This window comes from Microbacterium gawkjiense, from assembly GCF_031932225.1.
GTDB classification, from domain to species: Bacteria; Actinomycetota; Actinomycetes; order Actinomycetales; family Microbacteriaceae; genus Microbacterium; species Microbacterium gawkjiense.
In genome coordinates this window covers 1,291,212-1,309,098 of the sequence record NZ_JAUZVV010000002.1, presented here as the reverse complement: position 1 = coordinate 1,309,098, position 17,887 = coordinate 1,291,212, and the positions used below count along the sequence as shown (strand labels likewise).

General features: G+C 71.1%; 19 protein-coding genes. 16 read left to right on the top strand and 3 right to left on the bottom strand.

From position 1 onward, the window contains the following. Positions 1-5 precede the first annotated feature (5 nt). Complete coding sequence (locus Q9S71_RS14520) at positions 6-668, bottom strand: TetR/AcrR family transcriptional regulator (RefSeq protein ID WP_217531573.1); 663 nt, start codon at positions 666-668, stop codon at positions 6-8. A 73-nt stretch (positions 669-741) separates the two neighbouring features. Here Q9S71_RS14520 and Q9S71_RS14515 point away from each other — a divergent pair, with 73 nt between their 5' ends. Further along, on the top strand, positions 742-2,256 hold the full coding sequence (locus Q9S71_RS14515; RefSeq protein ID WP_311863167.1) for an FAD-dependent oxidoreductase: 1,515 nt from the start codon (positions 742-744) through the stop codon (positions 2,254-2,256). 1 nt (position 2,257) lies between these two features. Here the strand turns inward: Q9S71_RS14515 and Q9S71_RS14510 are convergent, their stop codons facing one another. Next, positions 2,258-2,758 (bottom strand): small multidrug efflux protein, encoded by a 501-nt coding sequence (locus tag Q9S71_RS14510; protein WP_311863164.1) that lies wholly within the window; start codon positions 2,756-2,758, stop codon positions 2,258-2,260. A 152-nt stretch (positions 2,759-2,910) separates the two neighbouring features. Between Q9S71_RS14510 and Q9S71_RS14505 the strand changes: the two genes are divergently transcribed. From Q9S71_RS14505 to sucD, 5 genes are all read left to right on the top strand, one after another. Continuing rightward, a complete protein-coding gene (locus Q9S71_RS14505; RefSeq protein ID WP_311863161.1) occupies positions 2,911-4,107 on the top strand; it encodes a sensor histidine kinase in 1,197 nt (398 codons plus the stop codon). Then, positions 4,104-4,706, top strand: a complete 603-nt coding sequence (locus Q9S71_RS14500; protein WP_311863158.1) for a response regulator — start codon at positions 4,104-4,106, stop codon at positions 4,704-4,706. The genes Q9S71_RS14505 and Q9S71_RS14500 overlap by 4 nt, the downstream gene beginning before the upstream one ends. A gap of 3 nt (positions 4,707-4,709) precedes the next feature. Then, the gene (locus Q9S71_RS14495) at positions 4,710-5,462 is read left to right on the top strand and encodes a phosphotransferase (RefSeq protein WP_311863154.1); all 753 of its coding nucleotides are present in this window, start codon (positions 4,710-4,712) and stop codon (positions 5,460-5,462) included. A 136-nt stretch (positions 5,463-5,598) separates the two neighbouring features. Continuing rightward, positions 5,599-6,765, top strand: a complete 1,167-nt coding sequence (sucC, locus tag Q9S71_RS14490; RefSeq protein WP_064001263.1) for an ADP-forming succinate--CoA ligase subunit beta — start codon at positions 5,599-5,601, stop codon at positions 6,763-6,765. A gap of 37 nt (positions 6,766-6,802) precedes the next feature. After that, a complete protein-coding gene (sucD, locus tag Q9S71_RS14485; protein WP_311863149.1) occupies positions 6,803-7,705 on the top strand; it encodes a succinate--CoA ligase subunit alpha in 903 nt (300 codons plus the stop codon). 428 nt (positions 7,706-8,133) lie between these two features. Here sucD and Q9S71_RS14480 read toward each other — a convergent pair whose 3' ends face one another. Further along, positions 8,134-9,549, bottom strand: a complete 1,416-nt coding sequence (locus tag Q9S71_RS14480; protein ID WP_311863145.1) for an NCS2 family permease — start codon at positions 9,547-9,549, stop codon at positions 8,134-8,136. A gap of 74 nt (positions 9,550-9,623) precedes the next feature. Here Q9S71_RS14480 and Q9S71_RS14475 point away from each other — a divergent pair, with 74 nt between their 5' ends. From Q9S71_RS14475 to Q9S71_RS14430, 10 genes are all read left to right on the top strand, one after another. Next, positions 9,624-10,937 (top strand): cell division protein PerM, encoded by a 1,314-nt coding sequence (locus Q9S71_RS14475; RefSeq protein ID WP_311863142.1) that lies wholly within the window; start codon positions 9,624-9,626, stop codon positions 10,935-10,937. A 4-nt stretch (positions 10,938-10,941) separates the two neighbouring features. Next, on the top strand, positions 10,942-11,523 hold the full coding sequence (purN, locus tag Q9S71_RS14470; protein WP_311863139.1) for a phosphoribosylglycinamide formyltransferase: 582 nt from the start codon (positions 10,942-10,944) through the stop codon (positions 11,521-11,523). Between the two features lie 37 nt (positions 11,524-11,560). Continuing rightward, positions 11,561-13,168: a bifunctional phosphoribosylaminoimidazolecarboxamide formyltransferase/IMP cyclohydrolase gene (gene purH / locus Q9S71_RS14465; RefSeq protein WP_311863137.1), complete on the top strand. Its 1,608-nt coding sequence runs from the start codon at positions 11,561-11,563 to the stop codon at positions 13,166-13,168. Positions 13,169-13,266: 98 nt separating this feature from the next. Beyond that, positions 13,267-13,971 (top strand): WXG100-like domain-containing protein, encoded by a 705-nt coding sequence (locus tag Q9S71_RS14460; protein ID WP_254632232.1) that lies wholly within the window; start codon positions 13,267-13,269, stop codon positions 13,969-13,971. Between the two features lie 84 nt (positions 13,972-14,055). Next, on the top strand, positions 14,056-14,559 hold the full coding sequence (locus Q9S71_RS14455) for a hypothetical protein (RefSeq protein WP_311863131.1): 504 nt from the start codon (positions 14,056-14,058) through the stop codon (positions 14,557-14,559). Positions 14,560-14,563: 4 nt separating this feature from the next. Continuing rightward, positions 14,564-14,875, top strand: coding sequence for a hypothetical protein (locus tag Q9S71_RS14450; protein WP_311863128.1), 312 nt, complete (start codon positions 14,564-14,566; stop codon positions 14,873-14,875). Further along, positions 14,875-15,984, top strand: a complete 1,110-nt coding sequence (locus tag Q9S71_RS14445; RefSeq protein WP_311863126.1) for a hypothetical protein — start codon at positions 14,875-14,877, stop codon at positions 15,982-15,984. The genes Q9S71_RS14450 and Q9S71_RS14445 overlap by 1 nt, the downstream gene beginning before the upstream one ends. Before the next feature lie 57 nt (positions 15,985-16,041). After that, on the top strand, positions 16,042-16,740 hold the full coding sequence (locus Q9S71_RS14440; RefSeq protein ID WP_311863123.1) for a hypothetical protein: 699 nt from the start codon (positions 16,042-16,044) through the stop codon (positions 16,738-16,740). Next, on the top strand, positions 16,737-17,339 hold the full coding sequence (locus Q9S71_RS14435) for a hypothetical protein (RefSeq protein ID WP_311863119.1): 603 nt from the start codon (positions 16,737-16,739) through the stop codon (positions 17,337-17,339). Before Q9S71_RS14440 ends, Q9S71_RS14435 begins: the two co-directional genes overlap by 4 nt. Further along, positions 17,336-17,887: a hypothetical protein gene (locus Q9S71_RS14430; RefSeq protein ID WP_311863116.1), complete on the top strand. Its 552-nt coding sequence runs from the start codon at positions 17,336-17,338 to the stop codon at positions 17,885-17,887. Before Q9S71_RS14435 ends, Q9S71_RS14430 begins: the two co-directional genes overlap by 4 nt.

The window sequence follows — 17,887 nt, the reverse complement described above, 5'->3', positions numbered from 1 at the left end:
GGGTGTCACCGGAGGGAGCCGAGCCGACGTGCGACCTCGGCGGGCGGCATCCGTCGGGGGAACGTCGCGACGACGATGTCATCCGCCGCCGGCGGCTCGGGGTCGGGGTGCACACCGAAGCGGCGGAGCAGCTCGTCATAGGCGGACTCGAGGACGGCGGCGGGGACCCGCTTCGATCCGCGCAGTAGTCGACGCAGCACATGGTTGTGCACGGCGGTCACCGCCGCGGCGAAGGCCACGGCGTCGACGGGGTCGAGCCCGGGGACCGAGCGTCGCAGGTAGTCGTCGAAGAGTCGCTCGTAACGGAAGACGGTCACGATCTCGCGGTCGCGGAGCGACGGTACCTGACGGACGACGGCGTAGCGGCGCCGGGCGACCTCGGGGTCGGCGGCGAAGTGGCGGTACACCTGCACCGATGCCTCGCACACCGCCGCCCACGGGTTCTCATGGGGCTCGGCGAGATACGTGCGGAGCATCTCGAGCAGGACCTCGTGGTCGGCGAAGACGACGTCGTCCTTGCCGCCGAACTGCCGGAAGAAGGTCGATCGCGAGACGCCCGCCGACTGCGCGATCTGCTCGACCGAGGTCTGCTCGTAGCCGTGCTCGGCGAACAGCGCGAGCGCGGCGGCCACCACTGTGCTGCCCGTGGGACGGAGGTCGTCGGCCATGGAGGGAAGCCTAGTCCGGCGGCCGTCTGTCAAGGCCTGTGCCGTCGGCGACGCGACACCGTTGACTCGGCCCATGTCCTCCCTGTGGAAGCAGCGCCCCTCCGAGTCCCCCGGCATCCCCTTCACCCCCGGCAGTCGCCACGAGGTGGTCGTCGTCGGTGCGGGACTCACGGGACTCGCGACCGCGTACGAGCTCGCGCGGTCCGGCGTCGACGTCGCCCTCGTCGAGCGCGGCGGCGTCGGCGAACTCGCGTCGGGATCGAACACCGGCAAGGTGTCGCTGCTGCAGGGGACGACGCTCTCGTCGCTGCGATCGGGGCACCCGGCATCCCTCGTCCGGGCCTACGTCGAGGCGAACCGCGACGGCTTCGCGTGGATGACGGATACCGCCGACCGTCTCGGCGTGCCGCTCACCTCACGCACCGCCTACACCTACGCCCAGGGTGACGAGGGCCGGCGCTCGGTCGTGAAGGAGTACGACGCCGCGCGCGAGGCGGGCCTCGCGGTGCGCCTCGTCGACGACGCCGAGCTCCGCGAGGCGGCCGTGCCGATGGTGGCCGCGGTTGCGCTCGACGACCAGCGCGCCGTCGATCCGATGCAGCTGCTCGCGGCGCTCGCCGGCGCGTTCGTCGCCGCGGGCGGGACCCTCCATCTCGGCGTCCACGTGCGCGGGGTGAAGGTCTTCCCCGAGCCGCGGGTGGAGACCGACCTGGGGCCGCTCCTCGCCTCGCAGGTCGTGGTGGCCACCGGCATCCCGATCCTCGACCGCGGGCTCTACTGGGCGAAGGTGAGCGGGATGCGGTCGGCCTGCGTCTCCTTCACCCTCACCGCTCCGCTGCCCGACGGCATGTACCTCTCCGCCGACGAGCCGACCCGTTCGGTGCGTACGATCCTCCCCGGCGACGGACCCTCCGACGTCGCGCAGATCGTGGTCGGCGGAGCCGGCCACCCCGTCGGACGCACCGCGTCGGAGCGCGCGATGCTCGATGAGCTGTCGCAGTGGGCGCAGCAGACGCTGCCGGTGGGGGAGGAGACCCACCGGTGGTCGGCGCAGGACTACGTCTCGCATAACCGCATCCCGTTCATCGGCGCGATGCCGCGCTCGCTCGGCCGCGTCCGTTTCGCGACCGGCTATGCCAAGTGGGGGCTGACGAACGCGCCCGCGGCGGCGCTGCGCATCGTCAGCGAGCTGCGTGGCGAGAGCTGGCGTGACCGGCCGCGGTGGATGACGCAGATCGGCACGCGTCTGACGATGCCCGCCGACATCGCACAGGGCGCGGTCGAGAACGCGAAGGTCGGGCTCGCGGCGGCGAAGGGATGGGCCGCCGCCGAGGCCGAGGCCGTCCCGGTGCCGCAGCCGGCCGAGGGGGAGGGCGTGGTCGCGCAGCGCGGCGGCCGTCCCGTCGGGATCTCGACGACCGGGGGCGAGACCCGCGCGGTGAGCGCCGTGTGCCCGCATCTCGGCGGGGTCCTCGAGTGGAACGACCTCGAGTGCACCTGGGACTGTCCGCTGCACGCGTCGCGGTTCACGGCATCCGGGGAACGCATCGAAGGCCCCGCATCGCGAGGCCTCCGACGCGTGGACTGACTCAGCCGGCCGCGGCGATCACCCCGGTGATGATGAGGGTGACGAGGGTGGTCCACAGCACGATCGCGAGGCCCTGCCAGAAGAGCACGGTGCGCGTCGGCACACCGGTGCCCTTGAGGGCGGCCGCGGTGAACTGGGTGGGCAGGATGAGCGGGCCGAGCAGGCTCACCCCGGGTGTGCCGTAGCGGTGGTAGGCCTTCTGGAACTTCTCGGAGCGCGCCGACACGGGCTTCTCGGCCGCTCCGGCACGGGTGGTGACGGCGGTGCGCACGCGGGCGGTGGCGAGCACGACGATGGCGACGCAGAGGAAGTTGCCCGCGGCGCCGGCGAGCGCGGCGACGACGGGGTGGATGCCGCCGATGATGCCGATCGCGGCGGCACCCTCGCCCTCGATGAAGGGGACGGCTCCCGCCAGGGCCACGATGAGCGGCTGCACGAGGTCGGGCACCTGCGCGACGAGGTCCTGGAAACCGGCGACGAGGTCGGAGACGGGGTTCGACATGATGTCCTCTCGGATGCGGCGACCGGATCTCGTATCGCCGTGTTCCCATCCCACCGAGGATGCGGTGGCGGCGGCAGTGCCGCGGCGTCACCTCTCGCCGGGAGATCCGATGACCCGAGGGGTGACATTCGTCATGGTCGTACTGTGGCCGTGTGACCAGCCCCGACCCGACCCCGACGCGCACCGCCGTCTCCCTTGCCCGCGGGGTCACCGCGACCGGGTGGTACATCGCGTCCTCGATGGTGTTCTTCCTCATCGGTGCGCTGCTGGTGTGGGGTGTCATCGTCCTCGTCGCGCGCGGCGGCTGGCGCGACCCCGTCACGCTCGTGGGGTTCCTCGGCTTGTCGACCGTCGTCGTCGTGACGATGATCGTGCTGCTCGCCCGCTACCGCCGCGACGGCGACCTCGATGACACCGACCGTCCGTCCGGCGGTCGGCGTTTCCTGTCGCTGCCCGTCGTCGCCGGGGTGCTCGCATCAGTCGGCGTCGGCCTCGTGTCGGCCTCGGCGCTGCTGGGGGCGGCGCTCGTCGGCACGGTCCTCTGCCTCGTCCGGTGGGCCCCCGGCATCCGCTGGCGCGGTGTCGTGCTGCTCGAGGTCGCCCTCGCCGTCCTGTGGGTCGTCGAACTCAGTCGGGCGTCGGGGGGCAGCGACGCCTTCCTGCCCGCGTTCTTCGCGCTCAGCCTGCCCGCGATGCAGGCGCTCTCGCTCTGGTCGTGGGATGTCGTCCTCGAACTCGACCGCGCGCGGCGGACCGAGGCGCGGCTGGCCGCGGTGCAGGAACGCCTGCGTCTGGCGGGCGAACTGCACGACCTGCAGGGGCACCACCTGCAGGTGATCGCGCTGCAGCTCGAACTCGCCGAGCGCATGATCGGACGCGACCCGGATGCCGCCGCGCACCGGATCGCGCTCGCGCGCGCGTCCGTCGACGAGGCGCGCGAGGGCACCCGGTCGCTCGCCGGTCGCTTCCGCGGGGTGCCGCTGCCCGACGAACTCGCCAACGCGGCGGACCTGCTGCGTGCGGCCGGTCTGGAGGTCACCCTCGACGTCGCCGCGGATGCGGCATCCGCTCCCGCCGACCTGCTGGGGCCGGTCGTCCGCGAGTGCACGACCAACGTACTCAAGCACGGCGGCGGCCGGTGGGCGCGGCTCGGTCTCGAGCGCGCGGGACAGTACTGGCGGCTGACCGCCGCGAACGATCCCGGGCCCGGCTCGACCATCGGCGCGGGCGCCGGGCTCGAGGGCATCGCCCACCGGGTCGGCGTCGTCGGGGGCGACGCCGTCACCCGCCGTGAGGACGACCGATTCGAGCTCATCGTGACCGTCCCCGCCGACGGAGGCCCCGCATGATCCGCGTGCTCATCGCCGACGACGAGGACATGATCCGCACGGCGCTCGCCGCCCTGCTCGGTCTTGAGGACGACCTCGAGGTCGTCGCGGAGTGCGCCGACGGCGAGAGCGCCGTCGCTCGCGCGCTCGAGCTGCGCCCCGACGTCTGCCTGCTCGATCTGGAGATGCCCGGCATCGACGGCGTCGAGGCGGCCGCCCGCATCCGTCAGCGCATCCCGGCACGGTGCGTCGTCGTCACCCGCCACGCGCGTCCCGGGGTGCTGCGCCGTGCGCTCGGCGCGGGGGTCGACGGCTTCGTGCCGAAGTCCCGGCCCGCGGGCGACGTCGCCGCCGTCATCCGCGAGGTCGCCGCCGGCCGCCGGTACGTCGACCCCGAGATCGCCGCCGACGCGCTCAGCGACGAGCGCTCGCCGCTGACCGACCGCGAGCTCGACGTGCTGCGCGCCGGCGCCCGCGGCGAGACGATCGCCGACATCGCGGCATCCCTTCACCTCTCCGCCGGCACCGTCCGCAACCACGTGTCGTCGATCCTCGGCAAGCTCGGCCTCGCGACCCGCCAGCAGGCGGCGATCACGGCGCGCGAACGCGGCTGGATCTGACGGATGCCGCACGAAGAGCCCCTCGCGGGCGGCAACGCGAGCGGGGCCGTCGTCCGCATCGGCGACACGGTGCGCAAGCCGTGGACGGCGTCGACGCCGAGCGTCATCGCCTACGTGCAGGCGCTGCGAGCGGCGGGTGTCGACGCGCCCGAACAGCGCGGGCGGGACGATGCCGGGCGGCAGATCCTGGAGTACGTCCCCGGTGAGCTCGCGATCGGGCGCGGGCCGATGTCGGCGGGCGAGCTGCGGCGCGTGGGCGCGATGGTGCGGGCCATCCACGACGCGAGCGCCGCGTACGCGGTACCCGCCGACGCCGTCTGGGAGACCGCGATCCCGGCGCCCGGCGCCGAGCTCGTGTGCCACAACGACCTCGCCCCGTGGAACCTCGTCGTCGGCGAAGACCGGTGGGTCTTCATCGACTGGGATGCGGCCGCCCCCAGTACACGGCTGTGGGACCTCGCCTATGCCGCGCAGGCGTTCACGCTCAACGACACCTCGGTCGTCGCCGCGGAGGCGGCGCGCGGACTCGCCGCCTTCGTCGAGGGCTACGGCGCCGAGGCTCGGCTCCGCCGCGAACTGCCCGAGGCGATGGCGCAGCGGACCGCCGCGATGCACGACCTCCTCCGGACGTCGCACGAGGTGGGCGCCGAGCCGTGGTCGTCGATGTTCGCGGACGGGCACGGTGCGCACTGGCGGAACGTGACGGCCTACGTCGAGCAGCACCGGCGGGTCTGGCGCGCCGCACTCGAGCGCTGAACGCACCCCCGCCGAACGAGGGTGCTCCCGCGCGGGGCACTCAGGCGCGGGTAGTAGGCTTTTCGACCGGGCGATCTCTCGACATCGAGATAATTCCGCGCCCGTCACCCCCACCGTCGCCCAGCGAAGGATTGCAGTGGACCTTTACGAGTACCAGGCACGAGACCTGTTCGAGAAGTACGAGGTGCCGGTGCTCGCCGGCATCATCGCCGACACCCCTGAGGAGGCGAAGGCGGCTGCGGAGAAGATCGGCGGTGTCGTCGTCGTCAAGGCTCAGGTCAAGACCGGAGGTCGCGGCAAGGCCGGCGGCGTCAAGGTCGCTAAGACCCCCGACGAGGCCTACGCGGCAGCCGAGGCCATCCTCGGCCTCGACATCAAGGGCCACGTCGTCCAGCGCGTGATGGTCGCCCAGGGCGCCGACATCGCCGAGGAGTTCTACTTCTCGGTGCTGCTCGACCGCTCGAACCGCTCCTACCTGAGCCTCTGCTCGGTCGAGGGCGGCATGGAGATCGAGGAGCTCGCCGTCGAGCGCCCCGAGGCGCTCGCGCGCATCGAGGTCGACCCGCTGCAGGGCATCGACAAGGCCAAGGCCGTCGAGATCGCGAAGGCCGCGAACTTCCCCGAGGACCTCGTCGAGAAGGTTTCGGACGTGTTCGTGAAGCTCTACGACGTCTACAAGGGCGAGGGCGCGACGCTCGTCGAGGTCAACCCGCTCGTCCGCACCGGCGCCGGCGACATCGTCGCCCTCGACGGCAAGGTGTCGCTCGACGACAACGCCAGCGAGGTCCGCCACCCCGAGCACGAAGAGCTCGAGGACAAGGGCGCCGCCGACCCGCTCGAGGCGAAGGCGAAGGCATCCGGCCTCAACTACGTCAAGCTCGACGGTCAGGTCGGCATCATCGGCAACGGCGCGGGCCTGGTCATGTCGACCCTCGACGTCGTCGCCTACGCAGGCGAGAACCACGGCGGCGTCAAGCCCGCCAACTTCCTCGACATCGGCGGCGGCGCGAATGCGCAGGTCATGGCCTCGGGTCTCGACGTCATCCTCGGTGACGAGCAGGTCAAGAGCGTCTTCGTCAACGTCTTCGGCGGCATCACGTCATGCGTCGCCGTCGCCGAGGGCATCGTGAAGGCCCTCGAGATCCTGGGCGACGCGGCCACCAAGCCGCTCGTCGTCCGCCTCGACGGCAACCAGGTCGAGGAGGGTCGCGCGATCCTCGCAGAGGCCAACCACCCGCTCGTCACGCTCGCCTCGGGTATGGACGAGGGCGCCGACAAGGCCGCCGAGCTGGCGAACGCCTGAGACGCGCCGAGACTACCGAGACACAGGGACAACAGACATGTCTATCTACCTCAACAAGGACTCCAAGGTCATCGTCCAGGGCATCACCGGCGGTGAGGGCACCAAGCACACCGCCCTCATGCTGAAGGCCGGGACGAACGTCGTCGGCGGCGTCAACGCCCGCAAGGCCGGCACGACCGTCACCCACGAGAAGCCGCACGAGGGCGAGGTCGACCTCCCCGTCTTCGGCTCGGTCGCCGAGGCCATCGAGAAGACCGGCGCCGACGTCTCCATCGCGTTCGTGCCGCCCGCCTTCACGAAGGACGCCATGATCGAGGCGATCGACGCCGAGATCCCGCTGCTCGTCGTCATCACCGAGGGTGTGCCTGTCGGCGACACCGCCGAGGCGTGGGCCTACGCGAAGAGCAAGGGCAACAAGACCCGCATCATCGGTCCGAACTGCCCCGGCATCATCACGCCCGGCGAGGCGCTCGTCGGCATCACGCCCGCGAACATCACCGGCAAGGGCCCCATCGGCCTCGTGTCGAAGTCGGGCACGCTGACGTACCAGATGATGTTCGAGCTCCGTGACCTCGGCTTCTCGACGGCCATCGGCATCGGCGGTGACCCGGTCATCGGCACGACGCACATCGACGCCCTCGATGCGTTCGAGGCCGACCCCGAGACCAAGGCCATCGTCATGATCGGCGAGATCGGCGGCGACGCCGAGGAGCGCGCGGCCGACTACATCAAGGCGCACGTGACGAAGCCCGTCGTGGGTTACGTCGCCGGCTTCACCGCTCCCGAGGGCAAGACCATGGGCCACGCCGGCGCCATCGTCTCGGGCTCGGCGGGCACCGCGCAGGCCAAGAAGGAGGCCCTCGAGGCCGCCGGCGTCAAGGTCGGGAAGACCCCGTCCGAGACCGCCGACCTGATGCGCGCCATCATCGAGGCGCTCTAAGCCACACGAACGAAGGGGCGGATGCTGCGGCATCCGCCCCTTCGTCGTTCCCGGAACGCCCGTGGGGCGCGGCGAGCTTCGGGGACGCGTCGCCGGAATCCCCGCGCCGTGCGCGCTCCAGGGACGCGAGGTGTCGCCCGATCCGCCGCGACGCGACGTTCGCGTCCCCGGAACGAGCGTCACCCCGCCCGGCCCGCGCTCCGGGGACGCGAGGTGTGGCCTGGTCCGCCGTGACCCGACCGTTGGCGTCCCCGGAACGTGCGTCCGCCTGCCGAGCGCGCCGCCCCACCCCGCACGCACCAGCCCCCCGGGACGCGTCGCGCGGCGGCATCCGGCCCTTCGTCGTTCCCGGAACGACCGAGGTCCCGATCGGGCCGGGTATCGCACGCGCATACCCGGCCCGATCGGGACCTCGACGTGGGGGGCGGTCAGACCCCGAAGGCGGCTTCGATGGGGCCGCGGGCGAAGTACAGGACGAAGCCGGCCGCGACGATCCATAGCAGCCAGTGGACCTGCTTCGCCTTGCCCGAGAACGTGTTGAGCACGACCCAGCTGATGAAGCCGGCGCCGATGCCGTTGGCGATCGAGTAGGTGAGCGGCATGACCGTGGCGGTCAGGAACACGGGCAGCAGGACGTTGAAGTCCGACAGGTCGATGTTCTTGATCTGCGTGAGCATGAGCGCGCCGACGAGAACGAGCGCGGCCGCGGCGACGAAGCCGGGCACGAGGCCCGTCACGGGCGTGATGAACATCGCGAGCAGGAACAGCACGCCGGTGACGACGTTGGCGAGACCGGTGCGGGCTCCCTCGCCGATGCCCGAGCCGGACTCGACGAAGACGGTCGCGGAGGACGACGAGGTGCCACCGCCGACGACGGCGCCGACACCCTCGACGATGAGCGCCGACTTGATGCGCGGGAAGTTGCCGCGCTCGTCGGCGAGTCCCGCCTCGCGCGCGAGGCCGGTCATCGTGCCCATGGCGTCGAAGAAGTTCGTGAAGACGAGGGTGAACACGAACATGACGAGCGCGAGCACACCCACCCGTCCGAGGTCGAACCCGAAGTTGACGGCGCCCACGAGGCTGAGGTTCGGGGCCGCGAAGATGCCGTTCGAGAGCCCGAAGTCGGCGATCGGCGTGAAGATGTTCACGATCGCGGCGAGGATCGTCCCCGCGACGAGGGCGATGAGGATCGCGCCCTTCACCCGCAGGGCCATGAGGATGCCGCCGATGAGCAGCGTCGCGATGAACAGGATCGTGGCGGGCGAGGTGATCGAGCCGCCGACGCCGAGCTCCAGTGGGGTGCCCTCGGCGGGGTTCACGAACCCGGCGTTGACGAACCCGATGAAGGCGATGAACAGGCCGATGCCGACCGTGATGGCGAGCTTCAGCTGCACGGGCACGGCGTCGAAGATCAGCTTGCGCAGGCCGGTCGCGGCAAGCAGCACGATGATGAGACCGTTGATGACGACGAGCGCCATCGCCTCGCCCCACGAGACCTGTCCGACGACCGAGAACGCGACGAAGGCGTTGATGCCGAGACCCGCCGCGAACGCGAACGGCAGGCGCGTGACGAGGCCGAACAGGATCGTCATGACGCCGGCGGTGAGGGCGGTCGCCGTGGCGACGGCCGCCGGCGCGAGGGTGATGCCCTCGACGTCGGGCGTCGACAGGATGGCCGGGTTCAGGATGACGATGTAGGCCATCGTCACGAACGTGACGACGCCACCGCGGATCTCGGTGCCGACGGTGGAGCCGCGGTGGCTGATCTCGAAGTAGCGGTCGAGGAACGACGCGGATGCCGGGGCTGCGGCCCCGCGGGACGAGCGGGATGTGGTGCTGTTCACCCTCCGAGGGTAGTGCGTCCGCGCCGGAGCGGGAGCCCGGCGGGAGGCCTGCGCGCGGGTAGGGTCGGTCTGTTGTGAATCGCCTGCTCGTCTCCCTCCTCGCCGCCGTCGACGCCCTCCTGGCCGTCGCGGTCGGTGTCGGCGTCGTGCTCGCGCCCGTGACCCTCGTCTGGATCTTCGGGATCGGCGGCGACGCGGACTGGGCGGCGTTGTGGCCCGCCGCCGCGACGATCTGGCAGCTCGGCCACTTCGCGCCGGTCGCCGTCTCCCTGCCCGCCGAGCTCGTCGTCTCGGGCGGTCTGCCGTCGGGCGGTGCGCAGTTCACCCTGTCGCTCGCCCCCACCGCCCTCGCGGCGTTCACCGCGATCTCGGCGTGGCGCTCCGGCGCGCGCGCGGCGCGGGCGGGCGCGTGGGTGACGGGCGTGGTCGGCGGCACCATCGCGGTCGCCGTCGTGTCCACCCTCATCGCCCTGTCCGGTCGCGCCTCGATCGCTGCGGTCGACCTGCTGCCCGCCGTCGCCGGCCCGACGCTCGTGTTCGCCGTTCCCGCCCTCGTCAGCGCCGTCATCCGCGCCTGGAACGACGGCGACGACGGCATCATCGACGCGCTCTCCGAGCGGCTCCCCGACGACGTGCAGGAAGCAGTGGATGCCGGTGCCCGCGGCGTCGCGATCTGCGTCGCCGGGATCGTGGCGGTCGGTGCCGTCGTCCTCGCCATCCTGTTCTTCGCCCGCGGCGGCGAGGTCATCGCATTGACGCAGGCCGCGCAGGCCGACCTCCTCGGCGTCGTCGTCCTCGCCCTCGGCAGCATCCTCTACCTGCCCACCCTCGTGATGTGGTTCGCCGGCTTCGCGGTCGGGCCCGGCTTCGCCGTCGGCACCGGGACGGCCGTGTCCCCGGCGGGGACGAGCCTGGGTGTCGTGCCCGGCATCCCCGTTTTCGGCGTCATCCCCGACTCGACGTCGGGGTGGCTGCTGCTGCTCGGACTCGTGGTGGTCGGCTTCGGCGCGCTGGCCGGCGCCGCGACGCGCAGCGCCCTGCTGGTGGGACCGGGGACGGATGCCGAGCCGCTCCGCCCGCGCCTGGTCGCCCTCGCCATCCTCGTCCTCGGCACCGGTGCCGTGGTCGCCGTCCTCGCGTGGGCGGCGCAGGGGTCGCTCGGCCCGGGCCGCCTCATCCAGGTCGGGCCCGAGCCCTGGCTCGTCGCCCTCGTGGCGGCGGCCGAGGTGGCCGTCGGTGCCGCCGTCGTCCTCCTCTCACCGCGCGGTGAGGACGCCGAGCAGCCCCTTGTGCGCGAGACGCCCGCGACGACTCCGACCGCCGAGTCCCGTCCGGCACCGGCCGCCGCGGTCTCGCCCGATGAGTTCCCCACCACCCCGCTAGACTGAGCCGGTGCTCACGGTCGCCGTCCTCATCTCGGGCACGGGATCCAATCTGCGTGCCCTCCTCGACGCCGCGAGCGAGCCCGACTTCCCCGCGCGCATCATCGTGGTGGGGGCGGACCGGCAGGCCGACGGCTTCGTCCACGCGGAGGCGTACGGCATCCCGACCTTCATGGTCCCGTTCCAGGAGTTCGACAGTCGTGAGGCCTGGGGCGAGGAGCTCCTGGCGCACCTGGACGTCTGGGAGCCCGACCTCGTCGTCCTGAGCGGGCTCATGCGCCTGCTGCCCGCCGCCGTCGTGGCGGTGTGGGCGCCGCGCCTGATCAACACGCACCCGGCCTATCTGCCAGAGTTCCCCGGCGCTCACGGTGTGCGGGATGCGCTCGCCGCCGGTGTCACCGAGACCGGCGCGAGCGTCATCGTCGTCGACGACGGCGTCGACACCGGGCCGATCCTGGCGCAGGAGCGCGTGCCGGTGCTCCCCGACGACACCGAGCACACCCTTCACGAGCGCATCAAGCCGGTCGAGCGCCGGCTGCTCATCGACGTCGTGCGTCGCATCGCGACGGGCGAGCTCGACCTCACTTCCTGAACCGCACCCGAACGCCCCCGACCCGAGGAGTTCCCGCATGGCCGGACCGCAGATCGATCCCTCCCTCTACCGCGACCGCGACGTCGTGCCGGTGCGCCGGGCGCTCGTGTCGGTGAGCGACAAAACAGGGCTCCTCGAGCTCGCGCAGGCGCTCGCCGCCGCGGACGTCGAGATCGTCTCGACCGGCGGATCCGCCGCGCTGCTGCGCGAGAACGGCATCTCCGTGAAGGACGTGTCCGAGATCACCGGCTTCCCCGAGTCGCTCGGCGGACGCGTGAAGACGCTGCACCCGAGCGTGCACGCGGGCCTCCTCGCCGACCTGCGGCTGGAGGATCACGAGACCCAGCTGGGCGAACTCGGCATCCTCCCCTTCGAGCTCGTCGTCGTGAACCTGTACCCGTTCGTCGAGACCGTCGCCTCCGGGGCGGAGGGCGACTCGGTCGTCGAGCAGATCGACATCGGCGGACCGGCCATGGTGCGCGCATCGGCCAAGAACTTCGCCAACGTCGCGATCGCGGTCTCGCCGGAGTCGTACCCGGCGATCGTCGACGCGCTCGGGCAGGGCGGGACGACCCTCGCGCAGCGGCGGGAGCTCGCCGCCCGCGCCTTCGCGCACACCGCCGCCTACGACCGCGCCGTCGCGACCTGGTTCGCGGAGGAGACCCTCGAGGGCGAAGGCGACCTGCCGCAGCACCTCACGATCAAGGCCGAGCGTCTCGCGACGCTGCGTTACGGCGAGAACTCGCACCAGCGCGCGGCGATCTACACCCGCGTCGGCGGGCACGGCATCGCGCAGGCGACGCAGCTGCAGGGCAAGGAGATGTCGTACAACAACTACGTCGACGCCGATGCCGCGCTCCGCGCCGCGTTCGACCTGATCAAGCCGGCCGTCGCCATCATCAAGCACGCGAACCCGTGCGGCATCGCGATCGGCGCCCCGCAGGCGCTCGACCCGATCGCGTCGGCGCACCTGCGCGCGCACGAGTGCGACCCCGTGTCGGCGTTCGGCGGCGTCATCGCCGCCAACCGCACCGTGACGCTCAAGATGGCGGAGAACCTGCGCGACATCTTCACCGAGGTCATCGTCGCCCCCGACTTCGAGCCCGAGGCGCTCGAGGTCTTCAAGCTGAAGAAGAACCTGCGCGTCCTGCAGCTGCCCGCCGACTGGCGCCAGGAGCCGATGGACGTGCGTCTGGTCTCGGGTGGCCTCCTCCTGCAGGACGCCGACCGGTTCCCGAACGAGATCGAGTCGCTCGTCGACTCATGGCAGCTCGTATCGGGCGAACGCCCCGCTGACGACCAGCTCGAGAACCTGTCGTTCGCGTGGAAGAGCTGCCGCGCCGTGAAGTCCAACGCGATCGTGCTGGCGAAGAACTCCGCCACGGTCGGTATCGGCATGGGACAGGTCAATCGCGTCGACTCGTGCCGCCTCGCCGTCGAGCGGGCGGGGGACCGCGCCGCCGGCTCGGTCGCCGCATCCGATGCGTTCTTCCCGTTCGCCGACGGACCGCAGGTGCTGCTGGATGCCGGGATCACGACGATCATCCAGCCGGGCGGGTCCGTGCGCGACCAGGAGGTCATCGACGCCGCTCAGGCCGCCGGGGTCACGATGTACTTCACCGGGGAGCGTCACTTCTTCCACTGAGTAAGTGGCGGAGAATACTAGCGGGTCGGAGCCGGGGGAGTTCTCCCCATCGAAATCGGTCCCGTCGTTCGCCTAATGTCGTCGCGGGAGGTTCCGCCATGGGAATGATGCTGCCGAACGAGCTCATCTGGGTGATGGAGAAGCTCGGCTTCGACTGGCCTGACATCGATGAGGACGAACTCCGCCGCGGCGGCCACATCATCGAGGTGTTCCGCACGGAGCTCGAGGGCAAGCTGCAGGCGATGGACCGCAAGGTCAACACCGAGCTCGCCGTGGCGCTGCGCGGCCAGGCGGGCCCGGCGTACGTCGGGGCCTGGAACGCGAACCGCGCCCAGAACCTGCAGAAGCTGCTCGACATCCTCGGGCCCGTGCCGACCGGGGTGGACATCGCCGCCGGTGCCGTCACCGCGCTCAAGATCAAGGTCATCGCCGACGTCACCTCGACGATGATTGCGCTCGTCGCGATGCTGACGAACCCGATCACCGCCGCCGGGGCCGGCCCGATGCTCATCATCAAGAAGAAGCTGCTCAACGCTGCCGTCGACATGGCTGTCGAACAGGTGCTGAACCAGGTCCTCCCTATGGTGATCGAACCGCTCGCGAACGAGCTGCCCGGCGTCATCATGGCCGCCCTCGACTCGCCCATCGTCGAGGCTGTCGCGGGCGACCCCGACGAGTTCTACGCCGACCTGCAGGCTCTCGAGCAGGCGCAGGGCGAGATGGAACAGCACGCCGCCGACGTCGAAACCCTCACGGAGAGGCTCATGTCCGACCTCGCCGGCCTGAACATCGGGGGCGACTGACGGATGGGAATCGGCTCCGCGGTCATTCGGCCGCTCAAGGATGCGCTGGACGGTGTTCCGGTCCATGTGCGGCAGCTCGCCCACATGTTCCGCAGACACGGCGACCGCCAGAACCAGACGACGGGGCGCGTGACCGACCTCGACAGGATCGAGACCGCCTCCCCGTCCAGCGGCTCACCCCATCCCGGCTTCAACGCGGACGGCAGTGTGAATCCGGCCGACTTCGTGACCGCCCCGAACACGGCGTACTACTGGTCGGGGATGTACCCGCGTCGCGGTGACGAGGTGGCGGGAGCCATCGCCGGACCGCGGGGCGGAACGACGCTCGAGATGCTGATCGAGTCGAGGGGTATCCAGATGCCCGAGTGGGATGCGGACAACCCCGCAGCCGTCGACACCTGGACCCGCGTGTCCGAGGCGTACGCGTCGGGCGCCTCGGGCGAGGTGCGGGCCGTGCTCGGCGACAATCTGCGTCCCGGCGCCGTGTGGTACAGCGAGTTGGAGCGGCTGCAGCAGAACGACGCCATCACCCGCATCATCCGAGTGCATCCGGACACTCTGGAAGAAACCGTCATCTGGCCCGACTGATCCGATGGGAAAGAACACCATGAACGAGTCGCTGAGCGACGCAGTGATCGCGTACCTCGCGAAGGGGCGATCGCCTTTCCCCCGTGCCGACGAGGACGCTGTCGCTCCGGATGCCGCGCCGGGCACCCGTGAGGCGCTCGTCGCAGAAGTCCGCGCGATCGTCGAGGAGTGCATGGGCGTCCCCGTCGACTGGTCGTCGATGTCCCTCCAGGAGGGCGGGCGGCACGCGCAGGCGACGATGGCGGACCGGCATCCCGATCTCTCGCCGGCGGCGCTCGAGGCTCTCTACTGGGCGTTCACGTACAACTGGCGATGATGTCGGGATCTCGACCGGCGCGATACCCGGAGCGGTTCGAGATCCACCGGCTCGAGGCCCTCGGTGAGAACCCGTATCTGACCGACGACGATGCCCGCCGCCGGTACGACGACGGCAAGGGACTGAGCGTGGTCGCGGCGTCGACCCCGCCGACGTGGTTCCTCGATGTGTCTGTAAGCCGCCACCGGTTCTCGGTCACGTTCTACGCACCGACGAAGACGCCGATGCGCCGGATCGGGTGGGAGGAGACCGGCGGGCGCCTGCTGCGTCGGAATGCGGTCGATCTGTTCTATCCCGAGGGCGATCCGGGGCGACGCGTACCGTTCTCCCGGCTGCTGCGAGTCGAGCACCGCTGGTACGCGGACGGCGTCGTCCACATCGAGCGCTCCTCTCCGATCGATGAGGATCTCGTCACCGAGATCAGCGCGCCGCAGGAGCTGAGGTGGCTCGACGTGCCGGCCTTCGGCGACTGGGGGCCGCTTATCTCGGCATCCGCTCCGCCGGAGTTGACCCGGTTCGACCTGGATGCGATCGACGGGGCCGAGGCGTACGCGCGTGCGGAGATCGCCACCGGTGATCCTGCCTCCGAGCAGGACGGCTGGATCCTGCCGGCATCCGATGCCACCGTCCTCGACGCGGTGACGGCGCTCACCCGCTTCGAGCCGGTGCCCTCGGCGGTGCCGGTGATCGAGCGAGAGGCGGCGAGGATCGTGCCGGTGATGCTGCAGGGCACCGCGCCGGGCGCGTCCGGGCGGGATGCCGCGGAGGAGCGTCGGCGCGTCGACGATCGTGCAGCGGGGCTTGCCGGAGCCTTCGAGTACGCCGCCGGGCGACCGATCGATCTGCCGCTCGACGGACGCGGCGACGGACCGGTGGCCGCCTACGCGGCGGCGCTGCGTGCGGCGGACGTCCGCGACGCACGATGGTGGGTCCTGAACGAGACCGGCCTCGTCCTCGTCCACTCCGGAGATCCGGAGGCGGGCGATATGGCGCTCGCGGTGCACCTCGTGCCGGCGCGCTGGGTCTCGGGGCGCAGTGAGACGACGTCCGGACGTGCGCCCGCCGACCTGCAATGGTCGAGGGCGGACATTGAACCATGGACGGCGTGAAAGCAAGACCTGGGTGGCCGGCGATCGTCGTGGCTACTCTGACCGGGGAGGGGCATCATGGGCATCGGTGAGGTCATCAGACCGTTGAAGAACTCGCTGGACGGCGTTCCCGTCCACGTGCGTCAGCTCGCGGACATGTTCCGCAAGCACAGCCAGAGACAGAACCTGAACCGCTCGCAGGTCACTGCGCTCGACAACGTGAGCGGTGCCTGGCGTACCGACACGCATTGGACGCCGGACGCCGTCGTCAGCTGGAAGGGCGACGCGCCCGACCCCGGCGACTACCTCGACGGCGACTACATCTCCCAGCACCTGGCGCGTTTCGACGACGGCGCCAGCAGGATCTACTTCTCCGACACGCTGCACACGTACGGCCCCGGGCAATGGGACGGCTCGACCTTCGTCTTCCCGACGTCCGAGCTCGACGACATCATCCGCAACGCCGACGGCGACGTGAACATCATCGCCGATCAACTCGGCATGGAGCGCAGCTGGTTCTTCGACGACAACGGCAATCCGCTGCCGCTCGAAGTCCGCCATTTCGACCCCTCTGAGTTGACGAACCTCCGGATGCCGTCCGGCAACGAGGCGGGCGCGAACGAGCACTGGATCCCCGGCGGGTATCTGCCCACCGGCATCCCTGAAGCGGTCATCGACATACCTTCTTCGGCGACGGGCGTGGGGCGCAACCTCGACGGCGACTACAACCCGGGCGTGTGGCCGGGCAGGGCGCAGAGGTTGGACCTGAACTCATGACTCAGCCCGACGCGACCGTGTCGGGAGAGCCCTGGCTCACGGGTCACGTGATCGACGCGGCCGACGTCCGCTCGGAGGACGGCGAGGGCGCCCTCGTCAGAGGCGGCCGCATCGTGGACGAGATCGAAGCGCGGCTCGTCGATGCCCGCGGCGACGAGCCTGACGGCGAGCTGATCCCGGGGACGCCGCTCCTCCGTCGCGGCGACGTGTCGATCGTGCCGCTCTCGTGGGAGCCCCCGACGAGCGACGAGATTCGCGCGGCCGTGCGCGAGCGCGCCAGCGAACTGTGGCGGGGCATCCGCAGCGCCTGCGAGTACCGTCACGGCGCCGCCCTGGCCGTGGAGCCCGGCGGTGCGCCCTCCAACGCGTATGTGCGGGCGTTGGAGCGCCACGGGGTCCGCCGCGCCGACTGGTGGGGCTCCGACGACAGGGCGATCGTCCTCGTCGTGCACGGCGAACCGCTCCCGGCGCCCGCGTCGGCCAGTGCCGTCCACATCGTGCCCCTCGGATGGCTGTCGACGACCCGGCCGACGCGCAGGATCCCGCCCGTGGACCTGACGTGGTCGCCGGCGACGGACGGTCGTGGGGGCGACCGATGACAGCCGCGACCCGGCAATCGACGATCCTCCCCGAGGAGGCGCGGCGCGCGCTGGTGAGCGCGTACGCAGCGCCAGCAGGAGCGATAGAGGCGACGCATGACGGTCTGATCGAGGGGGCCGTGCCCGTGTTGGTCCGCGGGGACGCGCGGATCGTGCCGCTGGCGGAGTGGCATTCCGCGGGAACACCTGCGGACGCCGAGGAACTCTGGCATTCGTTGAGCGCAGCGTGCCTGTATCGCGCGGGCAACTGGTCGCTGCTGGACCTCGACGCCGAGCGCGACGACGCGATCGGCGATTACACGGCGGCGCTGCGCGCTGTCCTTGCCACTCGGGTCCGGTATTGGATCTATCCGGACGGGGTCGGCGTGGCGCTCGTGCGAGCCGGGGACGGGTCCCCGGAGGCGACGCTATCCCTCGCCCTGCACCTCGTTCCCGACGGGTGGGTGTTCCACCGGTCGCCCGGCCCGAGCCAGGACGTCCCCGACCTTCGGTGGTCGTGGGGAGACGTCGACGCGCTCAGCGCCGACGACCGAGGACTTAGTCTGTGA